The following is a 22,671-nucleotide window of genomic DNA, read 5'->3' as shown; positions in this document are numbered from 1 at the left end:
CCCATCGGTCGTAACTACACATCCGGAACGCGCTGCGCGTACTTTGTCAGTCTTGTCACGCTGTCACATTCGGGCCAGCGCCGAACGCGCCACATCCGGGCAAATGTGCCATTTTCACATTCTGACGGCCGCGAGGAATCTGCGTGAGAATTCTGTACCCGCAGGCGGTTTCGACCAAACTTTTCATCGAAAGTGTAGCGCCGCCGGCAAGAGTCCGGCGGCGAGCAACTCATCGGCAAAGCCGTGGCGAACCACTAACCGGTCGGTTGCGCGAGGACATCCTCGTAGCGGAATTCCTGTGCGATCCCGGTGCCGGCGGCATGGGCGGCCTCCTCGCGCTGCCGCAACTCGACGCGGCGGATCTTGCCCGAGATCGTCTTGGGCAGTTCGGTGAACTCGATCCGCCGCACCCGCAGATACGGTGCGAGGTGATCGCGCGCGTATTCCAGGATGGCCCTTGCGGTTTCGCGGTCCGGCTTCCAGCCGGCGGCCAGCGTGACATACGCCTTGGGTACGGCCAGGCGAGTGTCGTCGGGCTGCGGCACCACCGCGGCCTCCACGACCGCCGGATGCTCGATCAGCACACTCTCGAGTTCGAACGGGGAAACCTTGTAATCGGAGGATTTGAACACGTCGTCGGTGCGGCCGATATAGGTGATGTAGCCGTCGTCGTCGCGCGCCGCCACATCACCGGTGTGGTAGTAGCCGCCTTCCATCACCGCCGCATTGCGTTCCGGGTCCTGGAGGTAACCGTTCATCAGGTTGACCGGGTGGGCGCTCAGATCCAGGCAGATCTCGCCCTCCTCGGCGGGCGCGCCGGTGACGGGGTCGACCAGCACCACCGGCACCCCGGGCATGGGGCGGCCCATCGAGCCGGCCTTGACCGGTTGCCCGGGGGTGTTGGCGATCTGCAGCGTCGTCTCGGTCTGCCCGAATCCGTCCCGGATGGTCAGTCCCCAGGCGTTTTCCACCTGTGCGATCACGTCGGGGTTGAGTGGTTCACCGGCGCCGAGGATTTCGCGCAGGCCGGCCGGGCGCTCGCCGAGGTCGGCCTGAATCAGCATGCGCCACACCGTCGGCGGCGCGCAGAAGGTGTTGACCTCAGCGCGGCGGAGCTGACCGAGCAGCGCCTCGGCGTCGAACCGGCCGTAGTTGTAGACGAAGATCGTCGCCTCGGCGATCCAGGGCGCGAAGAAGCAGCTCCAGGCATGTTTCGCCCAGCCCGGCGCGCTGATCGCGAGATGCACGTCGCCCGGTCGGACGCCGATCCAGTACATGGTGCTCAGATGTCCGACCGGATAGCTGGTCTGATTGTGCTGCACCATCTTCGGCTTACTCGTGGTGCCGGAGGTGAAATAGACCAGCAGTTCGTCGCCCACCTGCGTCACGGCGGGGAAGGGGCCCGCCGATTCCACCTCGGCGGCCTCCGCGTAGTCGTGCCAGCCCTCGACCGGACCGCCGACCGCGATGCGCCGATAGTCGCCGGGGACCTCGTCGAATTTCGCGGTGTCGCGGGCGTTGGTGATGACGAAACGCACCGCGCCCCTGGAGATCCGGTCGATCAGATCGGCCGGCCCGAGCGCACCCGTGGTGGGCATGACCACCGCACCGAGTTTGGCGACGGCGAGCATCGACTCCCAGAGCTCGACCTGGTTGCCCAGCATCAGGATCACCCGGTCACCCTGGCGCACACCGAGTTCGGCGAGCCAGGTCGCCACCCGATCCGAGCGCTGCGCCATCTCGTCGAAACTCACCCGCAGTTCGCTGCCGTCCTCCTCGACGATCCACAGCGCGGTGCGGTCGTTGCCGCGCGCGATGACGTCGAACCAGTCGACGGCCCAATTGAATTCGCCGGTCAGCCGGGGCCAGTGGAACGTCCGCACCGCGGTGTCGTAGTCGGTCGCCAGCTCGACCAGCCGGTCGCGCGCCTGGCGATACAACTCGGTGTTGGACGTCATCACTGCTCTCCTGTCTGTTGCTGATCCTGCTCCGGCACGCCGAACAGGCGGACCGAGGTCGCGCGGATATCGACCTTGCGCACCTTGCCGGTGACGGTCATCGGAAATTCCTCGACGACGTGGACGTGGCGCGGAATCTTGTAATAGGCCAGGCGACCGCCGCAGAACTGGGCCAGCGTCTGCGCGTCCAATGTGGCTGCGCCCTCGCGCATCCGGATCCAGGCCACCAATTCCTCGCCGTATTTCGGATCCGGGATCCCGACCACCTGGGCGTCCAGGATGTCGGGGTGGGTGTAGAGGAATTCCTCGATTTCGCGCGGGTAGATGTTCTCACCGCCGCGAATCACCATGTCCTTGATCCGGCCGGTGATCGCGACGTAGCCGTCGTCGTCCATGGTGGCCAGATCCCCGGTGTGCATCCAGCGGGCGGCGTCGATCGCCTCGGCGGTCTTGTCCGGATCGTTCCAGTAGCCGAGCATCACCGAATATCCGCGCGTGCACAGCTCGCCCGGCTCACCTCGCGGAACGGTCAGTCCGGTGTCGGGATCGACGATCTTGATCTCGAGGTGTGGTCCCACCCGGCCGACCGTGGCGGTGCGCTGGGTGATGGTGTCGTCGCGGCGGGTCTGAGTGCTCACCGGCGAGGTCTCGGTCATGCCGTAGCAGATGGACACCTCCGCCATGCCCATCCGCTCGATCACCTGCTTCATCACCTCCACCGGGCACGGTGAGCCGGCCATGATGCCGGTGCGCAGCGAACTCAGGTCGAAGGATTCGAAGTCCGGATCGGCCAGTTCGGCGATGAACATCGTCGGCACCCCGTACAGCGAGGTGCAGCGTTCCTCGGCGACCGCGGTGAGCGTGGCCCTCGGCTCGAAGGAAGCCGCCGGAATCACCATGGCCGCACCGTGACTCGTCGCCGCCAGATTGCCCATCACCATGCCGAAGCAGTGGTAGAACGGCACCGGGATGCAGATCCGGTCGGCCTCGGTGTAGCCGCACAATTCGCCGACGAAATAGCCGTTGTTGAGGATGTTGTGGTGCGACAGCGTCGCGCCTTTGGGGAAACCCGTTGTACCCGAGGTGTATTGGATGTTGATCGGATCGTCGGCGGCCAGTCGCGCTCCGGCCTCGGCCAGGCGCGCGGGATCGGCGGCGCGGCCGGCGGCGACCAGCGCCTCCCATTCGGCGCTGTCGAACAGGACCACCTGCTCCAGATCCGGGCATTCGGGCCGCACCCGGCCGATGATCTCGGCGTAGTTCGAGCTCTTGTGCTCTCGCGCCGAGATCAGCATCCGGATCCCGGCCTGGGTGATCACGTAGCGCACTTCCTCGCTGCGGTAGGCCGGATTGATGTTGACCAGGATCGCGCCGATCTTCGCGGTGGCGAACTGCACCAGCGTCCATTCGGCACGATTGGGCGACCAGATGCCGACCCGATCGCCCTTGCCGATCCCCGCCTCCAGCAGACCGAGTGCCACGGCATCGACCTCGGCGGCGAATTCGCGGTAACTCCAGCGCACTCCGGTCACCCGGTCGACGAGTGCGTCTCGATCACCGTGGATGGCCACCGTGCGATCGAGATTGGCCCCGATCGTCTCGCCCAGTAGCGGTGCATCCCATACCCCGTGCGTATAACTGACCGGCCGGACCCGGCCCATACTCGCGCTCACACATATAGGATTCACGTCACACTTTGCTCTCCACCACCCCCGGAAAGGGGTAGCGCCGATGGCCTCCGCCGATCTGCTCCGCCCGCGCGACGTCGATGCGTTGCGGGCCGAGTTGCGGCAGGTCTCGGCCCTGTCCGGGATGCCGGTGGTGTTCGGCGGCGAGGTCTGCGACGGGGCGCTGATCCTGAGCGAGTTCTTCGGCACGCGCACCGCCGCGATGCGCGGACTGGTGGTATCCCCCACCTCGGGGGTGGGCGGTGCGGCCGTGGCCAGCCGGCGTCCGACATCGGTCGCGGACTACCGGGCGGCGGCGACCATCACCCATCACTACGACGGTCCGGTGTCGATGGAGGGACTGCGCGCGGTGGTCGGGGTACCGGTCGTGGTGGACGGGAGTTCCCGGGCCGTACTCTACGTCGCCAGTCGCGAACCGGGGCCGATCGGCGATCGGATCGCCGAGCTGGTGTTGCGGTCGAGCCGGCGCCTGGCCGTGGAGCTGGCGGTGCGCGACGAGGTGGACCGGCGGCTGCGCCTGCAGGCGACGCGCGGGACCTCCGAGGTCACCACCGGACTCGCGCCGGATGCCGTTGTCGCGGAACAGCTTCGGGATCTGCACGCCGAGGTGCGCGGGATCGCGCAGACACTCACCGATGCCGAGGCGCGCAAGCGGTTGCGCGCGGTATCGGACACCCTGGTGCGGTTGATGGGCGGGCCGGAGGAGACCGTGGCCGCGGACTCCGCGCCCGCACTGTCTCCGCGCGAACTGGACGTGCTGTCGTATGTGGCCCTCGGTTGCACCAATGGTGAAGCGGCACAGCGGCTTTCGCTGCGCCCGGAAACGGTGAAGAGCTATCTGCGCGGTGCGATGACGAAACTCGGCGCGCACACCAGGCACGAGGCGGTGGTCCGGGCACGGCGGTGCGGGCTGCTGCCGTGATGCCGCGGGCGGTGATCCGGCCCCGGATACGCGACTGCCGGCCCGGAAATCCGGACCGGCAGGTGCTGTGTTCCGCTCGCCGCGGCGGCGGTGTGACCGTGGTCGGTGTCGACTAGGCCTGCGGCTCGACCAGCTGGATGTCGAGCTCGATGGCGACCTTGTCGCTGAGCATGGCGGTGGGCAGGGCCGGCGCGACGTCGAATTCGCTGCGCTTGATGGTGCCGGTGGCGGTGAATCCGGCGTGGCGGCTGCCGTCCTGGAACTGCTGCAGGCCGCCCCACTCCACGTCGAGGGTGACCGGCTTGGTCACGCCACCGAGGGTCACCTCGCCGGTGACCTCGAACTCCTCGGCGACCCGCACCGGCTCGACGGCCTTGAAGTGCAGGGTGGGGCGCTCGGTGACGTTGAGCAGCTCGACGCTGCGGACGTGCTCGTCACGCTGGGAGTTGCCGGTGTCGAACGAGTCGAGGTAGATGGTGGCCTCGATGGTGGCCGCGCCGGAGGCGTCCACGACGAAGCTGGTCTCGAAGTTGTTGAAGCGGCCGCGGACCTTGGAGATGCCCAGGTGGCGGACGGTGAAGTTCACCGAGGAGTGGGCGGGGTCCAGGGCCCAGGAACCGGTAGCGAGAGTGGTCTGCTCGGAAGTGGTCATGTCCACCAGATTTGCGGACCATGGTCCGGTTAGCCACACCGCGGTTATCCTGGGACTGGCAGGGCGTGGATAACAAGGCCCGGACAGATACAGGATGGTGTGGTGGCACGATCGGAATTCGGCGAGTTTCTCATCGCGCGGCGGGCCCAGTTGCAGCCCGAAGATGTCGGTTTACCGGCCGGGCGCCGGCGGCGGACCCCCGGACTGCGGCGCGAGGAGGTCGCCGCGCTGGCCGGGGTGAGTGTCGATTATCTCGCCCGCCTCGAACAGGGTCGCGACACCAATCCTTCCATGGCGGTGCTGGGGGCGCTGGCGGAGGCGCTGCGGCTCAACGAGGTCGAACGCCACCATTTCGGCAATCTCGCCGTCGGCATGGAACACGCCCGCGAGTGCCCATCCTCGGGTCAGGCACGGGAACAGGTCACCGACACCGTGCAGGCCGTGCTGGATGCCATGCATCCCACGCCCGCCTTCGTGGCGGGCCGGTGGCTCGACATCCTCGCCTGGAATCCGGCATGGCGCGATTTCGCCGAACCGCTGGGACTGCTCGACGACGTCGCCGAACACAATCTGGCCACCTACTTCTTCGCGCACCCGGAGGCGCCGCAGCGGTGGCGGGACTGGCCGGTCGCCGCGGAGATGATGGTGTCGACGCTTCGCTCGGCGCGCACGCACTGGCCCGACGATCCCGGACTCGACGCGCTGGTCCAGGGATTGCACCGATTTCCGGAATTCTCCTGCCGCTGGCGGGAACACCGGGTCACCGAATTCCGGTCCGGTGCGCTGCATATCGAGCATCCGCAGCGCGGCGACGTCGAGGTCGAGATCCAAAGCCTCAGTCCGGCAATCGATCAGAGCGTGCAGGTGTGGCTGGTCGACCGGCGCGCCGTGCGCAGTCCGGCACTGCGGCTGGTGAACGAATAACTCGCGCTCGGAGGATTCTTGCGCGCCCGAGTCGGCTCAGCTGTCGATCGGGACACGGAATCCGCGGTCCGCGACTCGTGAGACACCGATCACGCATAATCCAACGTGAGGATTCCTGCCGGCCGGTGTCTATCGATTCGAGCAGCGGAGGAGGTGCTGTGTGACCGAGGCGGCAGCGGCACCCGAGGCAGCGCTGGACGACGCCACCCTGACCGGGCGGGCACGTGACGGCGATGTCCGGGCTTACGAGCAACTGGTGCTGCGCTATCAGGGAGCGATGTTCCGGTTGGCGGCACGGATGCTGGCCGATCGGTCCGAGGCGGAGGACGTCATCCAGGAGGTTTTCCTGACCGCCTGGCGTCGCCTGGCTCAACTGCAGGACGACAGCGCGTTCTCGGGGTGGTTGTACCGGATGACCACCAATCGCTGCCTCAACGTCATCCGGTCCCGGCCGGACCGCACCGACGTGGATCCCGATTCCACCGAATCGCCACAGCGTGCGACCCAGCCCGAACACGCGGCACAGGTGCACAGCCAGATGGCCGCGCTCACCGCGGCGCTACAGCGGCTGACACCCGAACAGCGCGCCTGCTGGCTGTTGCGGGAGGTGCACGGCCGCTCCTACGAGGAGATTGCCGAGATCGTCGGCACCAACACCACCGCGGTTCGGGGGCGGATCGCCCGAGCCCGGGCGCAATTGGCGGAGGTGATGAAGCCGTGGCGCTGACGGAGTTGACCGAAAGCGACTACACGCTGCCCTGCGGGCGCAGCGTCGAACAGGTCTGGGACCGCCTCGATGCCGTGGAGGCGGGCCTGGCCGACGAACACGAATCGGACTGCCCGCACTGCGCGGCCGCGCGCGAGAGCCTGCTCACGCTGCGTGCCGCCACCCGTGAACTCGTCGACGAGCCGGACCCACCGCCGCCCGCGATGTTCGACCGGATCATGTCCGCGGTGCGGGCGGAAGTCCGGCGCGGCCGGATGGTGAGCCTGGCGACTCCCCATCAGGGCTCGGTCGAGGTCAGCGAGCAGGCGATCGCTGCGGTGCTGCGCTATGCCGCCGACACCGTGGCGGGCGTGCGCGCTCGCAGCTGCCGCATCGACGACCACGGACCCGATGCCGACGGCGGCCACGCGATCACGGTTTCGCTCTCGATCTCGGTCCGGCACGGCGACACCGCGGTGGAACGCGTCGTTCCGCAGGTTCGCGAACGGGTCCGCGCGGCGGCCACGGCCCGCGCCGGTCTGGCGCTCGAGCGGCTCGACATCACCGTGGTGGATGTCTACCAGGAGGAGTCGTGAGCGCGGGATTCGCGGAGAAAGCGGAATATATCGCCTCCGATGCGGTAATCGCTGCAGTAGCGGCTCGGGCCGCGACCTCGGTTCCCGGGGTGGCGCGGCTCGAGCCCGGTGTCCTCGGTCTGCTCGGCCACCTCGCCCGGACGGGGCGGCAGTGGTGGAGCAGCCAGGACATCGCACCCGGCGCGGGCGTGCGCGTCCGTCACAGCGGTGGCTGGCTGAAGGTGCAGGTCGACCTGTCGGTGACGGGCGGATGTCACGTCGGCGAGGTCGGGCAGGCGGTACAGCAGGAGGTGGTCCGGATGGTCGCGCAACAAACCGGGATGGTCGTCGACGCGGTGTCGGTGGCGATTCTGGACATTCAACCGGATGCGTCGTGACGGCCGTGAGCGAGGACGAACTGGCCGGCGAGATCGTCACCGCCATCGAATCGGTGGCGGGACTGCATCCGGCCGTCCCGCCGGGCGTCGCCCTCGCCGATTGGGTGCCGCGGCTGGGGCCGCGCTCGGCGGTGGACGTGAGCCCGGAGATCGTCGAGATCCGGGTGACGGCCTCGGCGCTGCCGCTGCCACCACTGCTGGACAAACTCGCGGCGGCCGTGGGTGAGCTGCTGGCCGCCACCCGGTGGGCCGGTGCGCGGCTGCGCATCGTGGTCACCGATTTGGACGCGGACGTCTTCGACGCCGCGGTTACCTAGATCATCGGTCTCGCCCGTGACATTTCGCCGTCGGCGGGGTCGTATCAGTGCAGGTTCGTTATCCGCTGTACCGCAAGGGAACTGAACTGGAGGTAATCATGACCAGCACGACAGCCGGTAAGGGCGCGGAGAACGCCAGGGCCGAGACGGGTAGGGACACCGGCGCCGGTCCGAGCCAGGGCGGAGCGGCTGCCAAAGCCCCCGCCCGGACCAGCAGCGCGCTGGTCAGCGAACAGGGCACCACCAGCATCGCCGATGTTGTCGTCCAGAAGATCGCCGGATTGGCGACCCGCGAGGTGCGCGGGGTGCACGACCTCGGTGGTGGCGCGGCACGCGCGTTCGGTGCCTTCCGCGATCGCATCCCCGGTGCGTCGGCCAGTGTGGGACAAGGGGTTTCGGTCGAGGTCGGGGAGACACAGGCGGCGGTGGATCTGGAGATCGTCGTCGAATACGGCGTCTCCATCGCCGAACTGGCGCGCGCGGTGCGCCGCAATGTCATCACCGCGATCGAGCAGATGACCGGTCTCGAGGTGGTCGAGGTGAACATCAACGTCAACGACGTCTTCATCGAAGAGGACGAAGATCAGCCGCCGGTCCGCGAACGGGTGCAGTGATATGAACGCCACCACGATCTGCCTGATCTTCGGTCTGTCCCTCGGATTCGCCGCGGCGTTCGGCGGATTCGGGGCCTTCGCGGTGGTGCTGATCTTCGGCGCGCTGGGACTGGTGATCGGCCGCTGGCTCGACGGCCATGTCGACCTGTCCGGGCTGATCCGCTCGGCGCAGGATCGGGGCCGGAAATGAGCGCCGCCGCGGAGACGGCGGCGGCACCGCGTCTCTCCGCGGCCGAGTTCCGGGGACGCACCACCGTCTCCGAGCGCGCGGTCCGGCGCTTGGCGGCCCGGGCGGCGCGTGAGGTCGACGGTGTCGCCGCCGGCCCCGAGGTGTCCGCGCGGGTGACGGCCGATACCGCCGCGCTGCGGGTACGACTGCCGGTCGATTATCCGATGCCGGTCGCGGTGGTCACCGAGGCGTGCCGCGAGCACCTGATGCAGCGCACCCACGAACTGTCCGGGCTCGTGGTTCCGCGGGTGGACATCGAAGTCTCCGAACTGGTCAACACGATCGAACCCGCCGGGGGCCTGCGATGAACCGCAGGCCCCGGCGCATCACCCCGGCCGTGCTGGTCGCGGTGGCGTTGCTGGTGATCGCGGTCCTCGTGGCGGTGTCGCTGATCCAAAACCTCGGCAACACGAAGGAATTGGTGTCCTACCACAGCATCGCGGTGCACCTGCACGAGACGACCTGGCACAGCTACTGGGTCCTCGGTGTCGGCATCGGGCTCGCGGTGCTCGGTGCGGTGCTGGTGCTCGCGGCGTTGCTGCCCGGGCGCCGCGTCGTGGAGGCGCTGGACGCCGAGGAGGGGATGGACGCGGGCATCACCCGGCGCAGTCTCGACGGCGCCCTCAACGATGCGGCGAGTTCGGTCGCGGGACTCGAAGCGGCGCGAGTTCGCCGGAGCCGCAAGAACATTCGAGTCAGCGGCCGCGCCGCCCACCCGGACCACGCCGATCTGGAGCAGACGGTCAACGCGACGGTCGGCGACCGGCTCGCCCGCATCGGCCCGAAATCCGCCCCGCCGGTCAGCACCCGCCTGCGCGCGGCCCAGCAGCCGGAGCGGGTGGACAAGCGAGTGCATGTCCGCAAGGAGGTGTTGTGAGCGACAATCGCGCAGCGGCTCGCGACGCCGACCGGGTGCGGGTGTCCCGCAGATTACGGGAGGTGTGGTGAGTTCGAGTTCGGCCAATCGTCCGGCGCGGCTCAATCGGGCGTTGCTCGCGCTCATCGGGCTGGCGCTGATCCTCGCCGGCGTCTATGCCATCCTCGCGTACGCGGGCGTGCTGCACTGGGTCGATCGGGATGCGCCGCTGGTGCCCGGGACCGCCGAGCCGTCGCAGTGGGTGTTCGTGGCGGTGGTGGCGGGCGCGGTCGTCGTGGGCCTGGCGGCGTTGCGGTGGCTGGCGGCGCAGTTCGCCCGGCTGCCGGCGCGGATGCGCTGGCATATCGGCACGGTCGGCAATACCGGTGAGACGCTGATGGATTCGAACGTCGCCGCCGCCCCGGTGGCGACCGATATCGAGTCCTACCCGGAGGTGCGCTCGGCGCAGGCCAGGCTGTCGGGGCCGGGCCGCGCACCGCACCTGCATCTGGTGGTCACAGCGGAACCCGATGCGGATCTGACCGCGCTGCGCCGGCGCATTCTCTCCGAGGCGGTGAGCCGGCTGGAGCAGGCGCTGGAGGTGGATACCGTACCGGTGTCGCTGGAATTGCGGCTCGCCGATCGCGGCCGCACCGCGCGGGCGAGGTAGCGGCCGTTCAGTCGAGGGGCCCGAGAACCCGCTCGACATAGGCGTTGGCGAAGCGCCCCTTCGGGTCCAGCCGCCGTCGCACGTCCTGGAACCGATCCCAGTCCGGATAGCGCCCGCGCAGTGTTTCCGCGGTCTGGAAGTGTCGCTTACCCCAGTGCGGACGGCCGTGGTAGCGATCGAAAATCGCTTCGCAGGCACGGAAATACGGTTCGTAGTCCATACCTCGGTACTGGTGTACGGCGATGTAGCAGGTGTCGCGGCCCCCCGCGGGGGACAGGAACGCGTCGTCGGGCGCCACGAACCGGACCTCGGTCGGCATCGGCGAATCGAACTGCTGCCCAACGGCTTTGATTTCGCGAATGGCGTCGGCGGCATATTCGCGCGGGATGGCGTATTCCATCTCGGTGAAGCGAAACAGCCTGGGGGAGGCGAACACTCGGTAGGAGCGGTCGATCTGGCGGCGGTAGCTTCCGGCGTAGGCGGCGCCCCGGTGGATCCACGGAATCAGATTCGGCTGCCGGCGCGCGAGGCGGCACAGCGCATCGAAGGTGTGGTTGGACATGAGGATGTCGGCGAACCAGTCCACGGCCTTGGCGCGCGGTTGTTCGGCCAGCGGGACGCGGTTGTTGCGCTTGGTCATCGCCAGCGGGCTGTGCGCGAACATGTAGAACTCGAAATGCTCGTTGCCGTCGACGAATTCGTCGAGTTCGGTCAGCACCTCCTCGACCGGTACGGGCCGCTCGATGCCCTCCAGGACGAACGAAGGCACCAGTTGCAGCGTCACTGCGGTCACCACACCGAGGGCGCCGAGATTCACTCGTGCCGCGCGCCAGCCGTCGGGGTCGCCGCGCTCGTCGAGTTCGACCACACTGCCGTCGGCGAGCATCAGTTCCACCGAGTGGAGTGCGGCGGAGATGTTCTGCAGCGCCGCGCCGGTGCCGTGGGTCGCGGTCGCGGTCGCCCCGGCGATCGACTGCACATCGATGTCGCCGAGGTTGGGGAAGGCGAGACCGAGCGGGTGCAGGGCGGTGCTCAGCGCGTTCAGGGTCGCGCCCGCCTCCACCCGGACCAGGCCGGTGGCGCGGTCGACCTGCAGAATCCGGTTCAGTCCCGAAAGCTGCAGCAGAGTGCCGTCGGTGAGCACGGTGTCGGTGAACGAATGCCCGGCTCCGGCCACGCGCACGGTATGGCCCGCGCGCTCGGCCCGGGCCAGCAGTTCGGCGACGTCGTCGCGTGTGCGCGGAGCGGCGTACGTGGCCGGCGCGCACCGTTGATCGCCGGCCCAGTTCACCCACGAATTGGTCATGCGTCCAACTTTAGAACATGGCCCAACTGTGCGCCAGCCCTCGTTCGAGCTCGAACGTGTCCGATCACACGGCCACGAGTGCGCCGGGAGTACTTACGTTGCGGACGGTTCGCTCGGTAACGTTGGCGGGTGCACGGTGCCGGACAGGAATTACTTTCTGCGGCAGGCGAATACGGCTTCCTTCGCGTTGTCGACGTCGTCGTCGTTGAGGGGTGGAACCGTCAGGGGCTGCCGCGGAATGCAGTCGCCGCGCACACCGTCCAGGACGATGCTCATGTAACGCCGCCACACGTCGGGGTTCACCGGCTTGGCGAAGCTGGCGATCGCCTCGACCATGTTGATCATCGCGAAGAAGTCCGAGGCGGCGATGCCGGGTCGCAGCACGCCCTCGGCGACGGCCTTGTCGAACAGGCGGGTGACCATCGGCTTGATTCGCTCGCGGACCGAGACGAAGCGCTCCATGGCGTCGGGCAGCTCCAGCATCACCTCGCCGAAGCCGCGGTTGCTGGCCATGTGTTCGCAGCTCCACTCGAACAGCCGGGTCAGTCCGTGCCAGGTGTCGGGATCGGCGTAGGCGGCCTCGGTCGCCTCGGCCATATCGTTGACGGTCTGGTCGAAGACCTCGCCGATGAGCTCCTGCTTGTTCGCGAACCGCCGGTACACCGTCCCCACGCCGACACCGGCGGCTTCGGCCACATCGTCGAGGGTCACCTCCAGGCCGCGATCGGCGAACAGCTCTCTGGCCGCTCTGAGGATGCGCGCGTGGTTGCGGGCGGCATCGGCGCGCAGGCGCCGGGGAGCGGGAGCGGCCGTGGCGTGATTCACACCCCGATATTACCAAGTTCGGGGATTAACCGGAGGTGCTCTCTCCGTTATCGTGATAGCTTTCCATGTAAGCGGAGACGACTCCTCCACTTCAACTCCACCACAACCGTCGTCGGACAAGGGGACCCATGACTTCCGCGATCGATCTCGAAAAGAGCCGGTCGGACCTGCCGTCGAGGCAGTCCTCCGGCTCCGCGGGCCGCCGTGGCTCGCACGCAATGCGCTGGTGGGTGCTCGCCGTACTCGGCGTCGCCCAGCTGATGGTCGTGCTGGACGCGACCGTGGTGAATATCGCACTTCCCGAGGCGCAGTTGGACCTCGGCTTCTCCAATGCCGACCGCCAGTGGGTGGTCACCGGTTATGCCCTCGCCTTCGGCAGCCTGCTGCTGCTGGGTGGCCGGCTGAGCGACCTGTTCGGCCGGCGTACGACCTTCATCATCGGATTGGTCGGCTTCGCGGTCGCCTCCGCGGTCGGTGGCGCCGCCAACGGATTCGAAATGCTCGTCGTGGCTCGCGTCGCCCAGGGCGTGTTCGGCGCACTGCTCGCGCCCGCCGCGTTGTCGCTGCTGACGGTGACCTTCACCGAACCGTCGGAGCGGGCCAAGGCCTTCGGCATCTTCGGCGCCGTCGCCGGTACCGGTGGTGCGCTCGGCCTGCTGCTCGGTGGCGCGCTCACCGAATGGGCCTCGTGGCGCTGGGTGATGTACGTCAACCTGATCTTCGCCGCCGTCGCGCTGGTCGGCGCCGTGCTGCTGCTGGCCAAGCACACCGCCGAGCACCGGCCCAAGCTCGACATCCCGGGCACGGTCACGGTCAGTGCCGCCCTGTTCGGCATCGTCTACGGCTTCTCGCACGCGGAATCGCACGGCTGGTCCAACGGGCTCACCCTGGCCTTCCTCATCGGCGGCACGGTGCTGCTGGGTGTGTTCGCGTGGCTCCAGACCCGGGTCGAGCATCCGCTGCTGCCGCTGCGGATCCTGCTCGACCGCACCCGGGCCGGTTCCTACATGACGGTCTTCGTCATGGGTATCGGGATGTTCGCGATCTTCCTGTTCCTGACCTACTACATGCAGCTGACGCTGAAGTACTCGCCGATCATGACCGGCGTCGCGTTCCTGCCGATGATCGCGGCGATGATCGCCTCCTCGACCACCGTGCCCTCGCTGCTGCTGCCCAAGATCGGACCGAAGATCACCGTCGCCGCGGGCTTCCTGGTCGCGGCCGCCGGGATGGCGTGGCTGACCCGCATCGGACTGGACACCGGCTACGCCTCGCACATCCTCCCGGCGCTGATTCTGCTGGGCCTGGGTCTCGGTGGCGCCATGTCGACCGCCTTCCAGGGCTCGACCGCCGGCGTGCACCACGAGGATGCCGGTGTGGCATCGGCGATGGTGAACACCAGCCAGCAGGTCGGTGGTTCGATCGGCACCGCGTTGCTGAGCACCATCGCGTCCTCGGCGGCGGCGAACTACCTGTCGGGCCGCCAGCCCAGCCAGCTCGCGGTCGCCGAATCGCTGATCAAGAGCTACACCACCAGCTTCTGGTGGGCGACAGCGATTTTCGTGGTCGGCGCGGTCCTCGCGGCGGTGCTGATGCCCAGCACCGCACCGGCCCCGGCCGAGGGCGAGCCGGTGCTGGCGCACTGAGTTCGGCGCCTGCGGCCGCGTAGAACGCTGCGGGACAATCGAATAGGGACGATGCCCCGGACTCGTGGAGTCCGGGGCATCGTCATGTATCGGTCGATGCCGATGCCGGCTGTGGTGCGGGTTCCGATGGTGGTGCGGGTGGCAGTGCGGGGGTGCGGGCGAGGCGTCAGGTGCGAACCCGGTGAACGGTTCGCCGAACGCGAAGGCGGCACCGGCACGGAATACCGCGATGTCGTGGTTCTCGCGTGGTTCGTATCCGCCGCCGCGTGCTGTTCGCACGCTTGCCCCGGCCGCCGGTGGTGGTGGGCGCGACCGAAGTAGGCCGGTCGGCGGCGCGTCGACGAGCCGCACCTCGTGCCCTGAGTCCCAGGATCGGCAGGTGCCGATACGAGAGGGACGCGCCCGAACGTCGTTCGGCGGCTGCCGCCGTGGACGGGGCCGCGATGCGCCGGCGTCCATCCGGGCAGGGACCGGTGCGAATTCGGTTGTTACTCTCCGTGGCGCCGTGAGCAAACCGATGGCTAGCAACAGGGCGGTGCTGGTGAAGCGGTTCGGGGTGAGTGGCATCGAGCCCTGCGCGGCCCGCCGGCCGGCGGGCACGAGCCGAACAGGGCAGGGCGAATCCGTCGCCCCGGACCTCGGCCGGTCGCGGGCGCACAGCCGGTGCGGCGAGCCCGCGCGACCCGGATGCGGGCCGCGGCTCGGTCGCTGACAGTTAGCATGGCTCCACACATTCGGTCGGGCAGGGAGGTGCACCAGGTGGGTTCGCGGACCGGCGCCACGGTGATGGACACGCCGGAGGGGGCGAGTGTCCTGCGCACGAGTTTTTGCTCGTCGCAAGCGAATCCGTTAGTCTGGACAGCTCTCTGTGGCATATGCGACCGCTGCTCCGCCCGATCGGACGACGTTCTAGACTGCACGGATCGGGTGTGGCGGGTCCGCCGCTCGGATGGACGGGCGGACGGTGGTGACAGCGCGCGGCGCGGCAGAACGGACAACTGGTACGGCACGACGACAGGGGGTTGGCGATGAGTGAAGCACCGGACGAGTCCGCGATGCAGATCGTCACCGAAGCCGATGCGTGGCAGCCGGATCCACGCTGGCGGTCCGCGGCCCGCTTGACGGTGCTGCTGGGTGAGGACGACCACTACAAGCATCGGCCCCGCTATCACGAGATCGTGCGGCGGGCTCGCGACAGCGGCCTGGCCGGGGCCAGCGTCTGGCGCGGTATGGAGGGCTACGGCGTCTCCTCGCGCATCCACACCACCCGCATGCTGGATCTCGCCGAGAACCTGCCCGTGATGGTGATGATCATCGACGATTCGCAGCTGCTGCGCGATTTCGTGGTAGCCAACGCCGAACTCTTCGAATCCGGGACCGTGACCCTGTCCGCGGTCCAGGTGTGGCAGTCGGGCGGGGTGTCGCCGTGATTGTGATGACGAGCCGGGCGCAGGTGCCGAGGAAGGGAGGCCCGAGCATGGCCCACGATCGAGCCGGCCGACCGGCGCGGGCCGGCGATCTCGAGGATCTGCCGCATCTGGTGACGGCGTACTACAGCCGCATCCCCGATCCTGCCGAACCCGCGCAGCAGGTGGCATTCGGTACCTCCGGACACCGCGGTTCGAGCCTCGATTGTGCGTTCAACGAGGCGCATATCCTCGCCATCACACAGGCGATCGTCGAGTATCGCGCCACCCGCGGTATCACCGGCCCGGTATATCTGGCTCGCGACACCCACGCGCTCTCGGAACCGGCGTGGACCACCGCGCTGGAGGTGCTGGCCGCCAACGACGTGACCGCCGTGATCGACAGTCGCGGGCGCTACACGCCCACTCCGGCGCTCAGTCACGCTGTGCTGCGCCACAATCGGGGCGGCACCCGCCATCAGGCCGACGGCATCGTGGTCACGCCCTCGCACAATCCGCCCCGCGACGGCGGTTTCAAATACAACCCGCCGCACGGCGGCCCGGCCGACACCGTCGCGACCGACGCCATCGCCGACCGCGCCAACGAACTGCTGCGCGGCGGGCTGGCCGGGATCAAACGCACCACGCTGCAGCACGCGCTGGCCACCGGTGTGCAGCGCTACGACTACCTCGATCAGTACATCGCCGATCTGCCGAACGTGTTGAACCTGGACGCCGTGCGCGGCGCCGGAATCCGGCTGGGCGCGGATCCGATGGGCGGGGCCAGCGTCGACTACTGGGAGGAGATCGGCCAGCGCTACGACCTCGAACTCGAGGTGGTCAATCCGTTCGTCGACCCGACCTGGCGGTTCATGACCCTCGACAGCGACGGCAAGATCAGGATGGATCCGTCCTCGCGCTATGCGATGGCCTCGCTGGTGGCGATCCGCGACGACTACGACATCTCCACCGGCAACGACGCCGACGCCGACCGGCACGGCATCGTGACACCCGATGCGGGATTGATGAATCCGAACCACTTCCTCGCGGTGGCGATCGAGTATCTGGTCGCGAACCGGATGGGGTGGGACGCGCTGACCAAGATCGGCAAGACCGCGGTGACCTCCTCGATGATCGATCGGGTGGTGGGCGTGCTGGGCCGGCAGACTCACGAGGTGCCGGTCGGCTTCAAATGGTTCGTCCCCGGATTGTTCAGTGGTTCCCTGGCTTTCGGTGGCGAGGAGAGCGCCGGAGCCTCGTTCCTGCGCCACGACGGCACGGTGTGGACCACGGACAAGGACGGCATCCTGCTGGCACTGCTGGCCGCCGAGATCACCGCGGTCACCGGCCAAAGTCCGTCGGCGCGCTATGCCGAACTCGAAAAGCGTTACGGCACACCGGCTTACGCGCGCATCGATGCCGTCGCAAATGCCGAGCAGAAGCGGCGGCTGGCCGCGCTGACGCCGGACGACATCGCCACCACCGAAATCGCGGGGGAATCGGTGCTGTCGGTGCAGACCCGCGCCCGCGGCAACGGCGCGGCGCTGGGCGGGGTGAAGGTGACCACCGAGAACGCGTGGTTCGCGGCGCGCCCGTCGGGCACCGAGGACAAGTACAAGATCTACGCCGAATCCTTCGAGGGGCCCGAACATCTGACTCGGGTGCAGGCGGCGGCGGAGCAAGTGGTCGGACGCGCACTCGGCATCGAGGAGCCCGCGGTCGACTGATTCGCGGAAATGTGGTGAGCGATAGTTACGGTGCCGGTTCCCGGCTGCCCGCCGAGACCTGGGTGCTGATCGGCGCGGCATTCATCATCGCCCTCGGATTCGGGCTGGTCGCACCGGCATTGCCGCAGTTCGCGCGCAGCTTCGGCGTCGGCGTCGCGGCCGCCTCGGCGATCGTGAGCAGTTTCGCGCTGATGCGCCTGCTGTTCGCGCCGGTGAGCGGGCGGCTGGTCCAGCGATTCGGTGAGCGCGCGCTGTATCTGACAGGTCTGCTGATCGTGGCCCTGTCCACGGGCGCGTGCGCCCTGGCGCAGACCTATTGGCAGCTGATCGTGCTGCGTTCGCTGGGTGGAATCGGATCCACCATGTTCACGGTGTCCTCGCTGGGGCTGGTCATCCGGTTGTCGCCGCCCGGCGAACGCGGGCGGGTCTCGGGGTTGTGGTCCACCAGTTTCCTGATCGGCTCGCTGGCCGGTCCGCTGCTCGGCGGTGCGCTGAGCGGGCTGGGATTGCGCGCCCCGTTCGCGATCTACGCGGTGGCCCTGCTGGCGGCGAGTGCGGTGGTGTTCTGGAAGCTGCGCGGATCGCAGCTGGCCGAACCGGTGGGCGCGGAGCCCATGCCGGTGGTGAGTTTCGGCCGCGCACTGGCGGATCCGGTGTACCGCGCGGTGCTGTGGTCCAATTTCGCCAACGGCGCGGCGGTGTTCGGCGTGCGGATGGCGCTGGTTCCGCTGCTGGTGGTGGAGGTACTCGGCGAATCGCCGGGAGTCGCCGGCGTGGCGTTGACGGTTTTCGCCGCGGGAAACGCCGCGGTGCTGTTCGCCTCCGGCCGGATGTCGGATCGGTGGGGGCGCAGACCCTTCCTGATCGCCGGCACCCTCGTGTGCGCGACGGGCACGATCGCGCTGGGGCTCGCGCCGAATCTGGTGTGGCTGCTGGGGGCCTCGTTCGTGGCCGGTCTGGGCTCGGGAATGTACACACCCGCGCAGCAGGCCGCCGTCGCCGATGTGATCGGCCCGCGGGCGCGCGGCGGCCCGGTGCTGGCCGGATTTCAGATGGCCGCCGATCTGGGCACCGTGGTGGGCCCGATCGCGATCGGGTGGCTGGCACAGCGGGCATCGTTCGGATTCGCGCTCGCGGTGACCGGTGCGCTGCTGGTGGTGGCCGCGGCCGGATGGACGGTGGTGCGAGAGCCGCTGCGGCGGCATCCGGTCACCGCGACCGTCGACTGATTTCCGCCACTCGGCCGCGCGGTCCTACCTGGCGGGAGCATCGGCTTTCGATCGCCGCGACCGCCCTACCCTGTGGCCGACCTACTGGATCCACAGATCGGAGATCATTGTGCCGGCTCGTCGCATGCGTAAATCGGCTCGGATCGGCGTCGGTGCCCTGGCAGTGGGATTGCTGGCCGCCGCCTGCTCCGGGGCGTCCGATACCGATCCAGCCGCCCCTGCCGCCCTGCGCGCGGGGCAGTTGCTGACCGCGCGGCCACTGACGAATGGCGCCGCTCTGTCCGGCGCGGCTAGCACTCGCCTGATCACCTATGTCTCCGACGATGCGCACGGGCAGCCGATCGTGGTGTCGGGCACCGTCGCGGTGCCCGCGGGAGCGCCGCCGAAGGACGGCTGGCCGGTGCTCAGCTGGGCGCACGGCACCACCGGTTACGCCGACACCTGTGCCCCTTCCGCCGACACCGCGGACGGCCCGGACCACGATTACCTGGGGCCGGTGAACCGGGTCCTCGACGCCTGGATCGCCAAGGGCTACGCGGTGGTCCAGACCGACTACGAGGGGCTCGGTACACCCGGCGGGCATCCGTACATCAACGGCACGAGCGAGGCCGATACGGTCGTCGACATCGTGCGCGCGGCCCGGGCGCTGGATCCCTCGATCGGGAAACGCTGGGTGGTCGCCGGGCACAGCCAGGGCGGACAGGCGGCCTTGTTCACCGCGCAGGCCGGGGCCGAGCGGGCGCCCGAGCTGGAGCTGAAGGGTGCGGTGTCGATCGCGCCCGGCGGGGTGGGGCTCAGCGGCACCGTCGACTACCTGCGATCGAATCGCCCCGGCGCCGAAGCCGCCGAGGCTTTCCTGCCGGTGATTCTGCTGGGGGCCCATGCCGCCGAACCGGCCATCGATCCGGACGCATTGGTGGCGCCACAGGCCGCGCCGCTGCTCACGGCCGCGCGGACCGGATGCCTCGCCCAGATCCGCGCGGTGCCACCGGTGCCGCCGGCCCAGGTCTTCGCGCCGAACGCGGACGTCGGACCGCTGACCCGCTATCTGGACGCGCAGGACCCCAGCCGCGTGACGCCGACCGTCCCGACATTGATCGCGCAGGGCACGGCCGATGCCGCCGTCGCGCAACCGGGGACCGACGCGCTGGTGAAAAGCTTGTGCGGCAGGGGAGTGCACGTCGATTACCGGGTCTACGCCGGCCAGGATCATCGCGGCAGTGTGTCCGCGTCTCTGGCCGACGCCCAGGATTTCGTGGCGCGGGTGATGGCGGGCGAGTCGACGCCCCCCACCTGCGGGCGCTGAATCTCGCTGTGCCGCAGATAGCTCGCATCGACCGGGTCCCGCTGAATGAGAGCCCGAGACCGCGACTCCATGCACTGTGACATGTTCCATATGCATGTTGTTTGCGCATCACCGTCGGCCTCGTTCGGCAATTCCGCAGTGCCACGGTGAGTTTCGAGAGGAGAACCGATGAGGGCTCAACGCTGGATAGCCGCCACCACGCTCGCCATCGCGACCGTCACCGCTTCGTCCGCATACGCCACGGCCGGTCCTGTCCCGTCGGATGCCGCGGCGCCGAGCGGTACGGTGCCCGACGACGCTGTGCACTACCGGGCCGTGAATACCGTTGGCGCAGCGGAGATCACCACCGATTCCGGCTCGATGGACGTCTCGGACGGGATCTTCCGGATCAGATCCGCCTCCGGTGTGGTGCTGGCCGGAATCCCGCTGACGATTCGCGTCGACGACGTCGACTATCCGGTGGAGGCGTCGATTCGTGACCACACCGCCACTCTGACCCCGGTCGCGCTGCCCTTCGAGGACGAGGCGCCGTGGCGCACCCGCTACGAGCGGGAGCAGGCGGCGTTTTCCCGTGCGGCACTGCAGATTACGACCGCCGCGGCCGGTGGCGCTGCGGTCGGCACCGCGATCGGTGGTATCGCCGGATGTGTGGGCGGAGCGCTGGTCGGGGCCGTCGTCACCGGGATTCTGGCGGCGTTGTTCGGTGCGGGCCCCCTGGCGGGCTGCTTGGCCGGTATCGCCGTGGGGGCGGGAGTCGGTGCCTTCGCCGGCGCCTTGCTGGTCGCTGCCCCGGTGGCCGTCGCCTCGGTCGTCCAGTACTTCACCACCGTCAACGAGCCGTTCGTCCCGAAGGGCCAGCCGGCGAAGTGAGAATTGTGTTGTATCGGCGCCGAACTCGCGCCGGCGGCCACGCGGCATCCGGTGTGAGTTCGGCGCTGTGCTGTGAAAGATGCTGAGGAAGAGCATCTTTCGGCAGGTCAGCGGATGGTGCCGACTCCCGGAACGAGAGGCAGGTCGAGCGGCGTCACCCAGCCGGGTGGCAGGGCGTTGACCGCGGGGACGGCATTCAGGGCACGCATTCCGGTGGCGAGACATCCCGCCACGGCGGGCGTGCGCCCGGATCCGTCGGTGAACCGGAAGGACGTCTCCTGAGAAATGGACGGCGAGCCGACGATATCGACCCGATACACATCGTCCTTCGTGCCGGCGGGCCAGTCGGGAGCCGCGTCGGTGCCGATGCGGTTGACGTGTTCGAGGGTGATGACCTCGCGGCCGTGGTAGACGCCGTTGATGGTGAACCGGATGGCGGCGACGTTGCCGGCCGCGACGACGCCCTTCGCGGACGGGCGATCCACGGGTGTCACCCATTTCTCCCAGGTGGTGGTGACGGCGTCGAGTTCGATGCCCACGGCGGTCGCGATCATCGGCACGGTGGCGCCCCAGGCCATGATCAGCAGATCGGGGATCTCCAGCATGGCCTGGAATTCCGGCGGCCGCCCGATGCCCATCTCGACCTCGTAATCGCCTTCGTAGGCGGTGTAGTCGAGTAGCTCCGAGGCGCGTACCGACTCCACCTCGCCACACAGGCCCAGCAGAGTCATCGGGAACAGGTCGTTGGCGAAGCCGGGATCGATACCGGTGGTGAAGCAGGACGCGCCGCCCGCCGCGCAGGCCTCGGTGATCGGATCGCGCCAGGCGGCGGGGGTCTGCGCCATATCCGGCCACACCCACGGTGTCATCGCGGTGGAGCACACGTCGATTCCCGCCCGCAGGAACGATCCGATGACCCGGATGTTCTCGTCGGCGAACTGTGCGGTCGGCCCGTAATGCACCACCGCATCCGGGCGCAGTGCGATCAGTTCCTCCACCGAATCCGTGGCCCGGATGCCGGTTTCACCACCCCCGCACAGCAGTCCGGCGTCGCGCCCGACCTTGTCCGCGTTGCTGACGCCGACGCCTACGAGTTCGAAGAGCGGATGGCGGATGATCTCGGCGAGCACCATGGAGCCCACCACACCGGTACCCCAGAGGACGATTCGCTTCTTCGCGTCGGTCACCGGAACTCCTTGCAGCCGTGAGTATTTCAGTTGTGGTATTCGCCGCAGTCGACGGTGAGAATCTGGCCCGTCACGGCGGAGGCGAGGTCGGTGGCCAGGAACAGGGCGGCGCGGGCCACCTCTTCGGGGGAGGCGAGGCGTTTGAGGTCGGTCGGCTCGGCCTTGCGCCGGTAGATCTCCTCGTGGGTGACGCCGTCCTGGGCGGCGAGCCAGTCGAAGTAGGCCTTGTTCACGTCCTCGTAGATGTAGGAGGGCGCGACACTGTTGACCCGGATGCCGCGCGGGCCCAATTCGGTCGCCAGCGACGAGGCCAAATGAGCGAGTGTGCCTTTCGACAGCTTGTAGCCGGCGTAGATCGGCTCGGAATCGAAGCTCACACAGGAATTGAGCATGATGATCGAGCCGCGTGTCGCGGCCAGCGCATCGGCGAACAGCGTCGAAAGCCGCAGTGGCGCGAAGACATTGGTCTCGTTCGCGGTCCGCAAGGCGTCCAGTTCGATGCCGGTGATCGGTTCCATCGGCGGGATCGCGAAGGCGTTGTTGATCAGGCAGTCCACCCGGCCGAATTCGGCGAGGGCGCGGTCCACCAGCGCCCGCCGCTGCTCCTCGTCGGTGATGTCGGTGGGCACCACCAGTGCCTTGCGGCCGTGGGACCGCACC

The 22,671-nt window shown here is 68.5% G+C and carries 24 protein-coding genes; 17 read left to right on the top strand and 7 right to left on the bottom strand.

Annotated elements, in window-relative coordinates; genetic code table 11:
• Window positions 1–254: 254 nt before the first annotated feature.
• Window positions 255–1,958 carry an AMP-binding protein gene (locus tag NN2_RS31100; RefSeq protein WP_063018316.1) on the bottom strand — a complete coding sequence of 568 codons (1,704 nt, stop codon included), beginning with the start codon at window positions 1,956–1,958 and terminating at the stop codon, window positions 255–257.
• Entirely contained in the window at window positions 1,958–3,619 is a 1,662-nt protein-coding gene (locus tag NN2_RS31095; protein WP_063018314.1) for an AMP-binding protein, read from the bottom strand. The genes NN2_RS31100 and NN2_RS31095 overlap by 1 nt, the downstream gene beginning before the upstream one ends.
• 70 nt (window positions 3,620–3,689) lie before the next feature.
• Here NN2_RS31095 and NN2_RS31090 point away from each other — a divergent pair, with 70 nt between their 5' ends.
• Entirely contained in the window at window positions 3,690–4,568 is an 879-nt protein-coding gene (locus tag NN2_RS31090; protein ID WP_063018312.1) for a helix-turn-helix transcriptional regulator, read from the top strand.
• 112 nt (window positions 4,569–4,680) lie between these two features.
• On the opposite strand, the gene NN2_RS31085 is transcribed toward NN2_RS31090, so the two are convergent.
• Window positions 4,681–5,220: a YceI family protein gene (locus NN2_RS31085; RefSeq protein WP_063018310.1), complete on the bottom strand. Its 540-nt coding sequence runs from the start codon at window positions 5,218–5,220 to the stop codon at window positions 4,681–4,683.
• 102 nt (window positions 5,221–5,322) lie between these two features.
• On the opposite strand from NN2_RS31085, the gene NN2_RS31080 reads away from it, so the two are divergent.
• The 10 genes from NN2_RS31080 to NN2_RS31035 all read left to right on the top strand — a co-directional run bounded on the left by NN2_RS31080 (window position 5,323) and on the right by NN2_RS31035 (window position 10,509).
• Window positions 5,323–6,144 (top strand): helix-turn-helix domain-containing protein, encoded by an 822-nt coding sequence (locus tag NN2_RS31080; RefSeq protein ID WP_030515542.1) that lies wholly within the window; start codon window positions 5,323–5,325, stop codon window positions 6,142–6,144.
• Window positions 6,145–6,304: 160 nt separating this feature from the next.
• Window positions 6,305–6,871, top strand: coding sequence for an RNA polymerase sigma factor (locus NN2_RS31075; protein ID WP_082857409.1), 567 nt, complete (start codon window positions 6,305–6,307; stop codon window positions 6,869–6,871).
• On the top strand, window positions 6,862–7,446 hold the full coding sequence (locus NN2_RS31070; RefSeq protein ID WP_063018308.1) for an anti-sigma factor family protein: 585 nt from the start codon (window positions 6,862–6,864) through the stop codon (window positions 7,444–7,446). Before NN2_RS31075 ends, NN2_RS31070 begins: the two co-directional genes overlap by 10 nt.
• Window positions 7,443–7,823 (top strand): Asp23/Gls24 family envelope stress response protein, encoded by a 381-nt coding sequence (locus NN2_RS31065; RefSeq protein WP_063018306.1) that lies wholly within the window; start codon window positions 7,443–7,445, stop codon window positions 7,821–7,823. The genes NN2_RS31070 and NN2_RS31065 overlap by 4 nt, the downstream gene beginning before the upstream one ends.
• Window positions 7,820–8,140: a hypothetical protein gene (locus NN2_RS31060; protein WP_063018304.1), complete on the top strand. Its 321-nt coding sequence runs from the start codon at window positions 7,820–7,822 to the stop codon at window positions 8,138–8,140. The genes NN2_RS31065 and NN2_RS31060 overlap by 4 nt, the downstream gene beginning before the upstream one ends.
• A 98-nt stretch (window positions 8,141–8,238) precedes the next feature.
• A complete protein-coding gene (locus tag NN2_RS31055; protein ID WP_063018336.1) occupies window positions 8,239–8,754 on the top strand; it encodes an Asp23/Gls24 family envelope stress response protein in 516 nt (171 codons plus the stop codon).
• Window position 8,755: 1 nt separating this feature from the next.
• Window positions 8,756–8,944, top strand: coding sequence for a hypothetical protein (locus NN2_RS31050; protein ID WP_030515548.1), 189 nt, complete (start codon window positions 8,756–8,758; stop codon window positions 8,942–8,944).
• Window positions 8,941–9,291, top strand: coding sequence for a hypothetical protein (locus NN2_RS31045; RefSeq protein ID WP_063018302.1), 351 nt, complete (start codon window positions 8,941–8,943; stop codon window positions 9,289–9,291). The genes NN2_RS31050 and NN2_RS31045 overlap by 4 nt, the downstream gene beginning before the upstream one ends.
• Window positions 9,288–9,860 carry a DUF6286 domain-containing protein gene (locus NN2_RS31040; RefSeq protein WP_063018300.1) on the top strand — a complete coding sequence of 191 codons (573 nt, stop codon included), beginning with the start codon at window positions 9,288–9,290 and terminating at the stop codon, window positions 9,858–9,860. The genes NN2_RS31045 and NN2_RS31040 overlap by 4 nt, the downstream gene beginning before the upstream one ends.
• Before the next feature lie 67 nt (window positions 9,861–9,927).
• Window positions 9,928–10,509, top strand: a complete 582-nt coding sequence (locus NN2_RS31035) for a hypothetical protein (RefSeq protein ID WP_063018334.1) — start codon at window positions 9,928–9,930, stop codon at window positions 10,507–10,509.
• Between the two features lie 7 nt (window positions 10,510–10,516).
• Here NN2_RS31035 and NN2_RS31030 read toward each other — a convergent pair whose 3' ends face one another.
• Both NN2_RS31030 and NN2_RS31025 read right to left on the bottom strand, forming a co-directional pair.
• Window positions 10,517–11,815 (bottom strand): D-arabinono-1,4-lactone oxidase, encoded by a 1,299-nt coding sequence (locus NN2_RS31030; RefSeq protein WP_063018298.1) that lies wholly within the window; start codon window positions 11,813–11,815, stop codon window positions 10,517–10,519.
• Between the two features lie 150 nt (window positions 11,816–11,965).
• Window positions 11,966–12,640: a TetR/AcrR family transcriptional regulator gene (locus NN2_RS31025; protein ID WP_030515553.1), complete on the bottom strand. Its 675-nt coding sequence runs from the start codon at window positions 12,638–12,640 to the stop codon at window positions 11,966–11,968.
• Between the two features lie 128 nt (window positions 12,641–12,768).
• Between NN2_RS31025 and NN2_RS31020 the strand changes: the two genes are divergently transcribed.
• From NN2_RS31020 to NN2_RS30990, 6 genes are all read left to right on the top strand, one after another.
• A complete protein-coding gene (locus NN2_RS31020) occupies window positions 12,769–14,286 on the top strand; it encodes an MFS transporter (protein ID WP_030515554.1) in 1,518 nt (505 codons plus the stop codon).
• A gap of 1,028 nt (window positions 14,287–15,314) precedes the next feature.
• Window positions 15,315–15,716 (top strand): DUF190 domain-containing protein, encoded by a 402-nt coding sequence (locus tag NN2_RS31010; RefSeq protein WP_081879496.1) that lies wholly within the window; start codon window positions 15,315–15,317, stop codon window positions 15,714–15,716.
• A 47-nt stretch (window positions 15,717–15,763) separates the two neighbouring features.
• Window positions 15,764–17,419: a phosphoglucomutase (alpha-D-glucose-1,6-bisphosphate-dependent) gene (gene pgm, locus NN2_RS31005; protein WP_063018332.1), complete on the top strand. Its 1,656-nt coding sequence runs from the start codon at window positions 15,764–15,766 to the stop codon at window positions 17,417–17,419.
• A gap of 14 nt (window positions 17,420–17,433) precedes the next feature.
• Window positions 17,434–18,648, top strand: a complete 1,215-nt coding sequence (locus tag NN2_RS31000; protein WP_174555038.1) for an MFS transporter — start codon at window positions 17,434–17,436, stop codon at window positions 18,646–18,648.
• Between the two features lie 124 nt (window positions 18,649–18,772).
• A complete protein-coding gene (locus NN2_RS30995) occupies window positions 18,773–19,954 on the top strand; it encodes an alpha/beta hydrolase family protein (RefSeq protein WP_063018294.1) in 1,182 nt (393 codons plus the stop codon).
• A gap of 168 nt (window positions 19,955–20,122) precedes the next feature.
• Entirely contained in the window at window positions 20,123–20,824 is a 702-nt protein-coding gene (locus tag NN2_RS30990) for a DUF8020 domain-containing protein (protein WP_063018292.1), read from the top strand.
• A gap of 107 nt (window positions 20,825–20,931) precedes the next feature.
• On the opposite strand, the gene NN2_RS30985 is transcribed toward NN2_RS30990, so the two are convergent.
• The gene (locus NN2_RS30985; RefSeq protein WP_063018328.1) at window positions 20,932–21,957 is read right to left on the bottom strand and encodes an NAD(P)H-dependent amine dehydrogenase family protein; all 1,026 of its coding nucleotides are present in this window, start codon (window positions 21,955–21,957) and stop codon (window positions 20,932–20,934) included.
• An 80-nt stretch (window positions 21,958–22,037) separates the two neighbouring features.
• Window positions 22,038–22,671, bottom strand: a 634-nt coding sequence (locus NN2_RS30980; RefSeq protein ID WP_063018290.1) for an SDR family oxidoreductase, incomplete at its 5' end; no start/stop codon positions are given.

The sequence above is a fragment of the Nocardia nova NBRC 15556 genome (assembly GCF_001613005.1).
Lineage (GTDB): Bacteria > Actinomycetota > Actinomycetes > Mycobacteriales > Mycobacteriaceae > Nocardia > Nocardia nova.
The sequence above is the reverse complement of the archived record's forward strand: the minus strand, read 5'-3'. Positions and strand labels throughout refer to the sequence as shown.

Bases quoted from the DNA above. Each gene is read 5' to 3' on its own strand.
- NN2_RS31020 (WP_030515554.1), top strand. From the start codon at position 12,769: ATGACTTCCGCGATCGATCTCGAAAAGAGCCGGTCGGACCTGCCGTCG.
- pgm (WP_063018332.1), top strand. From the start codon at position 15,764: ATGGCCCACGATCGAGCCGGCCGACCGGCGCGGGCCGGCGATCTCGAG.
- NN2_RS31100 (WP_063018316.1), bottom strand. From the start codon at position 1,958: ATGACGTCCAACACCGAGTTGTATCGCCAGGCGCGCGACCGGCTGGTC.
- NN2_RS31050 (WP_030515548.1), top strand. From the start codon at position 8,756: ATGAACGCCACCACGATCTGCCTGATCTTCGGTCTGTCCCTCGGATTC.
- NN2_RS31040 (WP_063018300.1), top strand. From the start codon at position 9,288: ATGAACCGCAGGCCCCGGCGCATCACCCCGGCCGTGCTGGTCGCGGTG.
- NN2_RS31045 (WP_063018302.1), top strand. From the start codon at position 8,941: ATGAGCGCCGCCGCGGAGACGGCGGCGGCACCGCGTCTCTCCGCGGCC.
- NN2_RS30990 (WP_063018292.1), top strand. From the start codon at position 20,123: ATGAGGGCTCAACGCTGGATAGCCGCCACCACGCTCGCCATCGCGACC.
- NN2_RS31010 (WP_081879496.1), top strand. From the start codon at position 15,315: ATGAGTGAAGCACCGGACGAGTCCGCGATGCAGATCGTCACCGAAGCC.
- NN2_RS30985 (WP_063018328.1), bottom strand. From the start codon at position 21,957: ATGGTGCTCGCCGAGATCATCCGCCATCCGCTCTTCGAACTCGTAGGC.
- NN2_RS31030 (WP_063018298.1), bottom strand. From the start codon at position 11,815: ATGACCAATTCGTGGGTGAACTGGGCCGGCGATCAACGGTGCGCGCCG.
- NN2_RS31055 (WP_063018336.1), top strand. From the start codon at position 8,239: ATGACCAGCACGACAGCCGGTAAGGGCGCGGAGAACGCCAGGGCCGAG.
- NN2_RS31095 (WP_063018314.1), bottom strand. From the start codon at position 3,619: ATGGGCCGGGTCCGGCCGGTCAGTTATACGCACGGGGTATGGGATGCA.
- NN2_RS31090 (WP_063018312.1), top strand. From the start codon at position 3,690: ATGGCCTCCGCCGATCTGCTCCGCCCGCGCGACGTCGATGCGTTGCGG.
- NN2_RS31085 (WP_063018310.1), bottom strand. From the start codon at position 5,220: ATGACCACTTCCGAGCAGACCACTCTCGCTACCGGTTCCTGGGCCCTG.
- NN2_RS30995 (WP_063018294.1), top strand. From the start codon at position 18,773: ATGCGTAAATCGGCTCGGATCGGCGTCGGTGCCCTGGCAGTGGGATTG.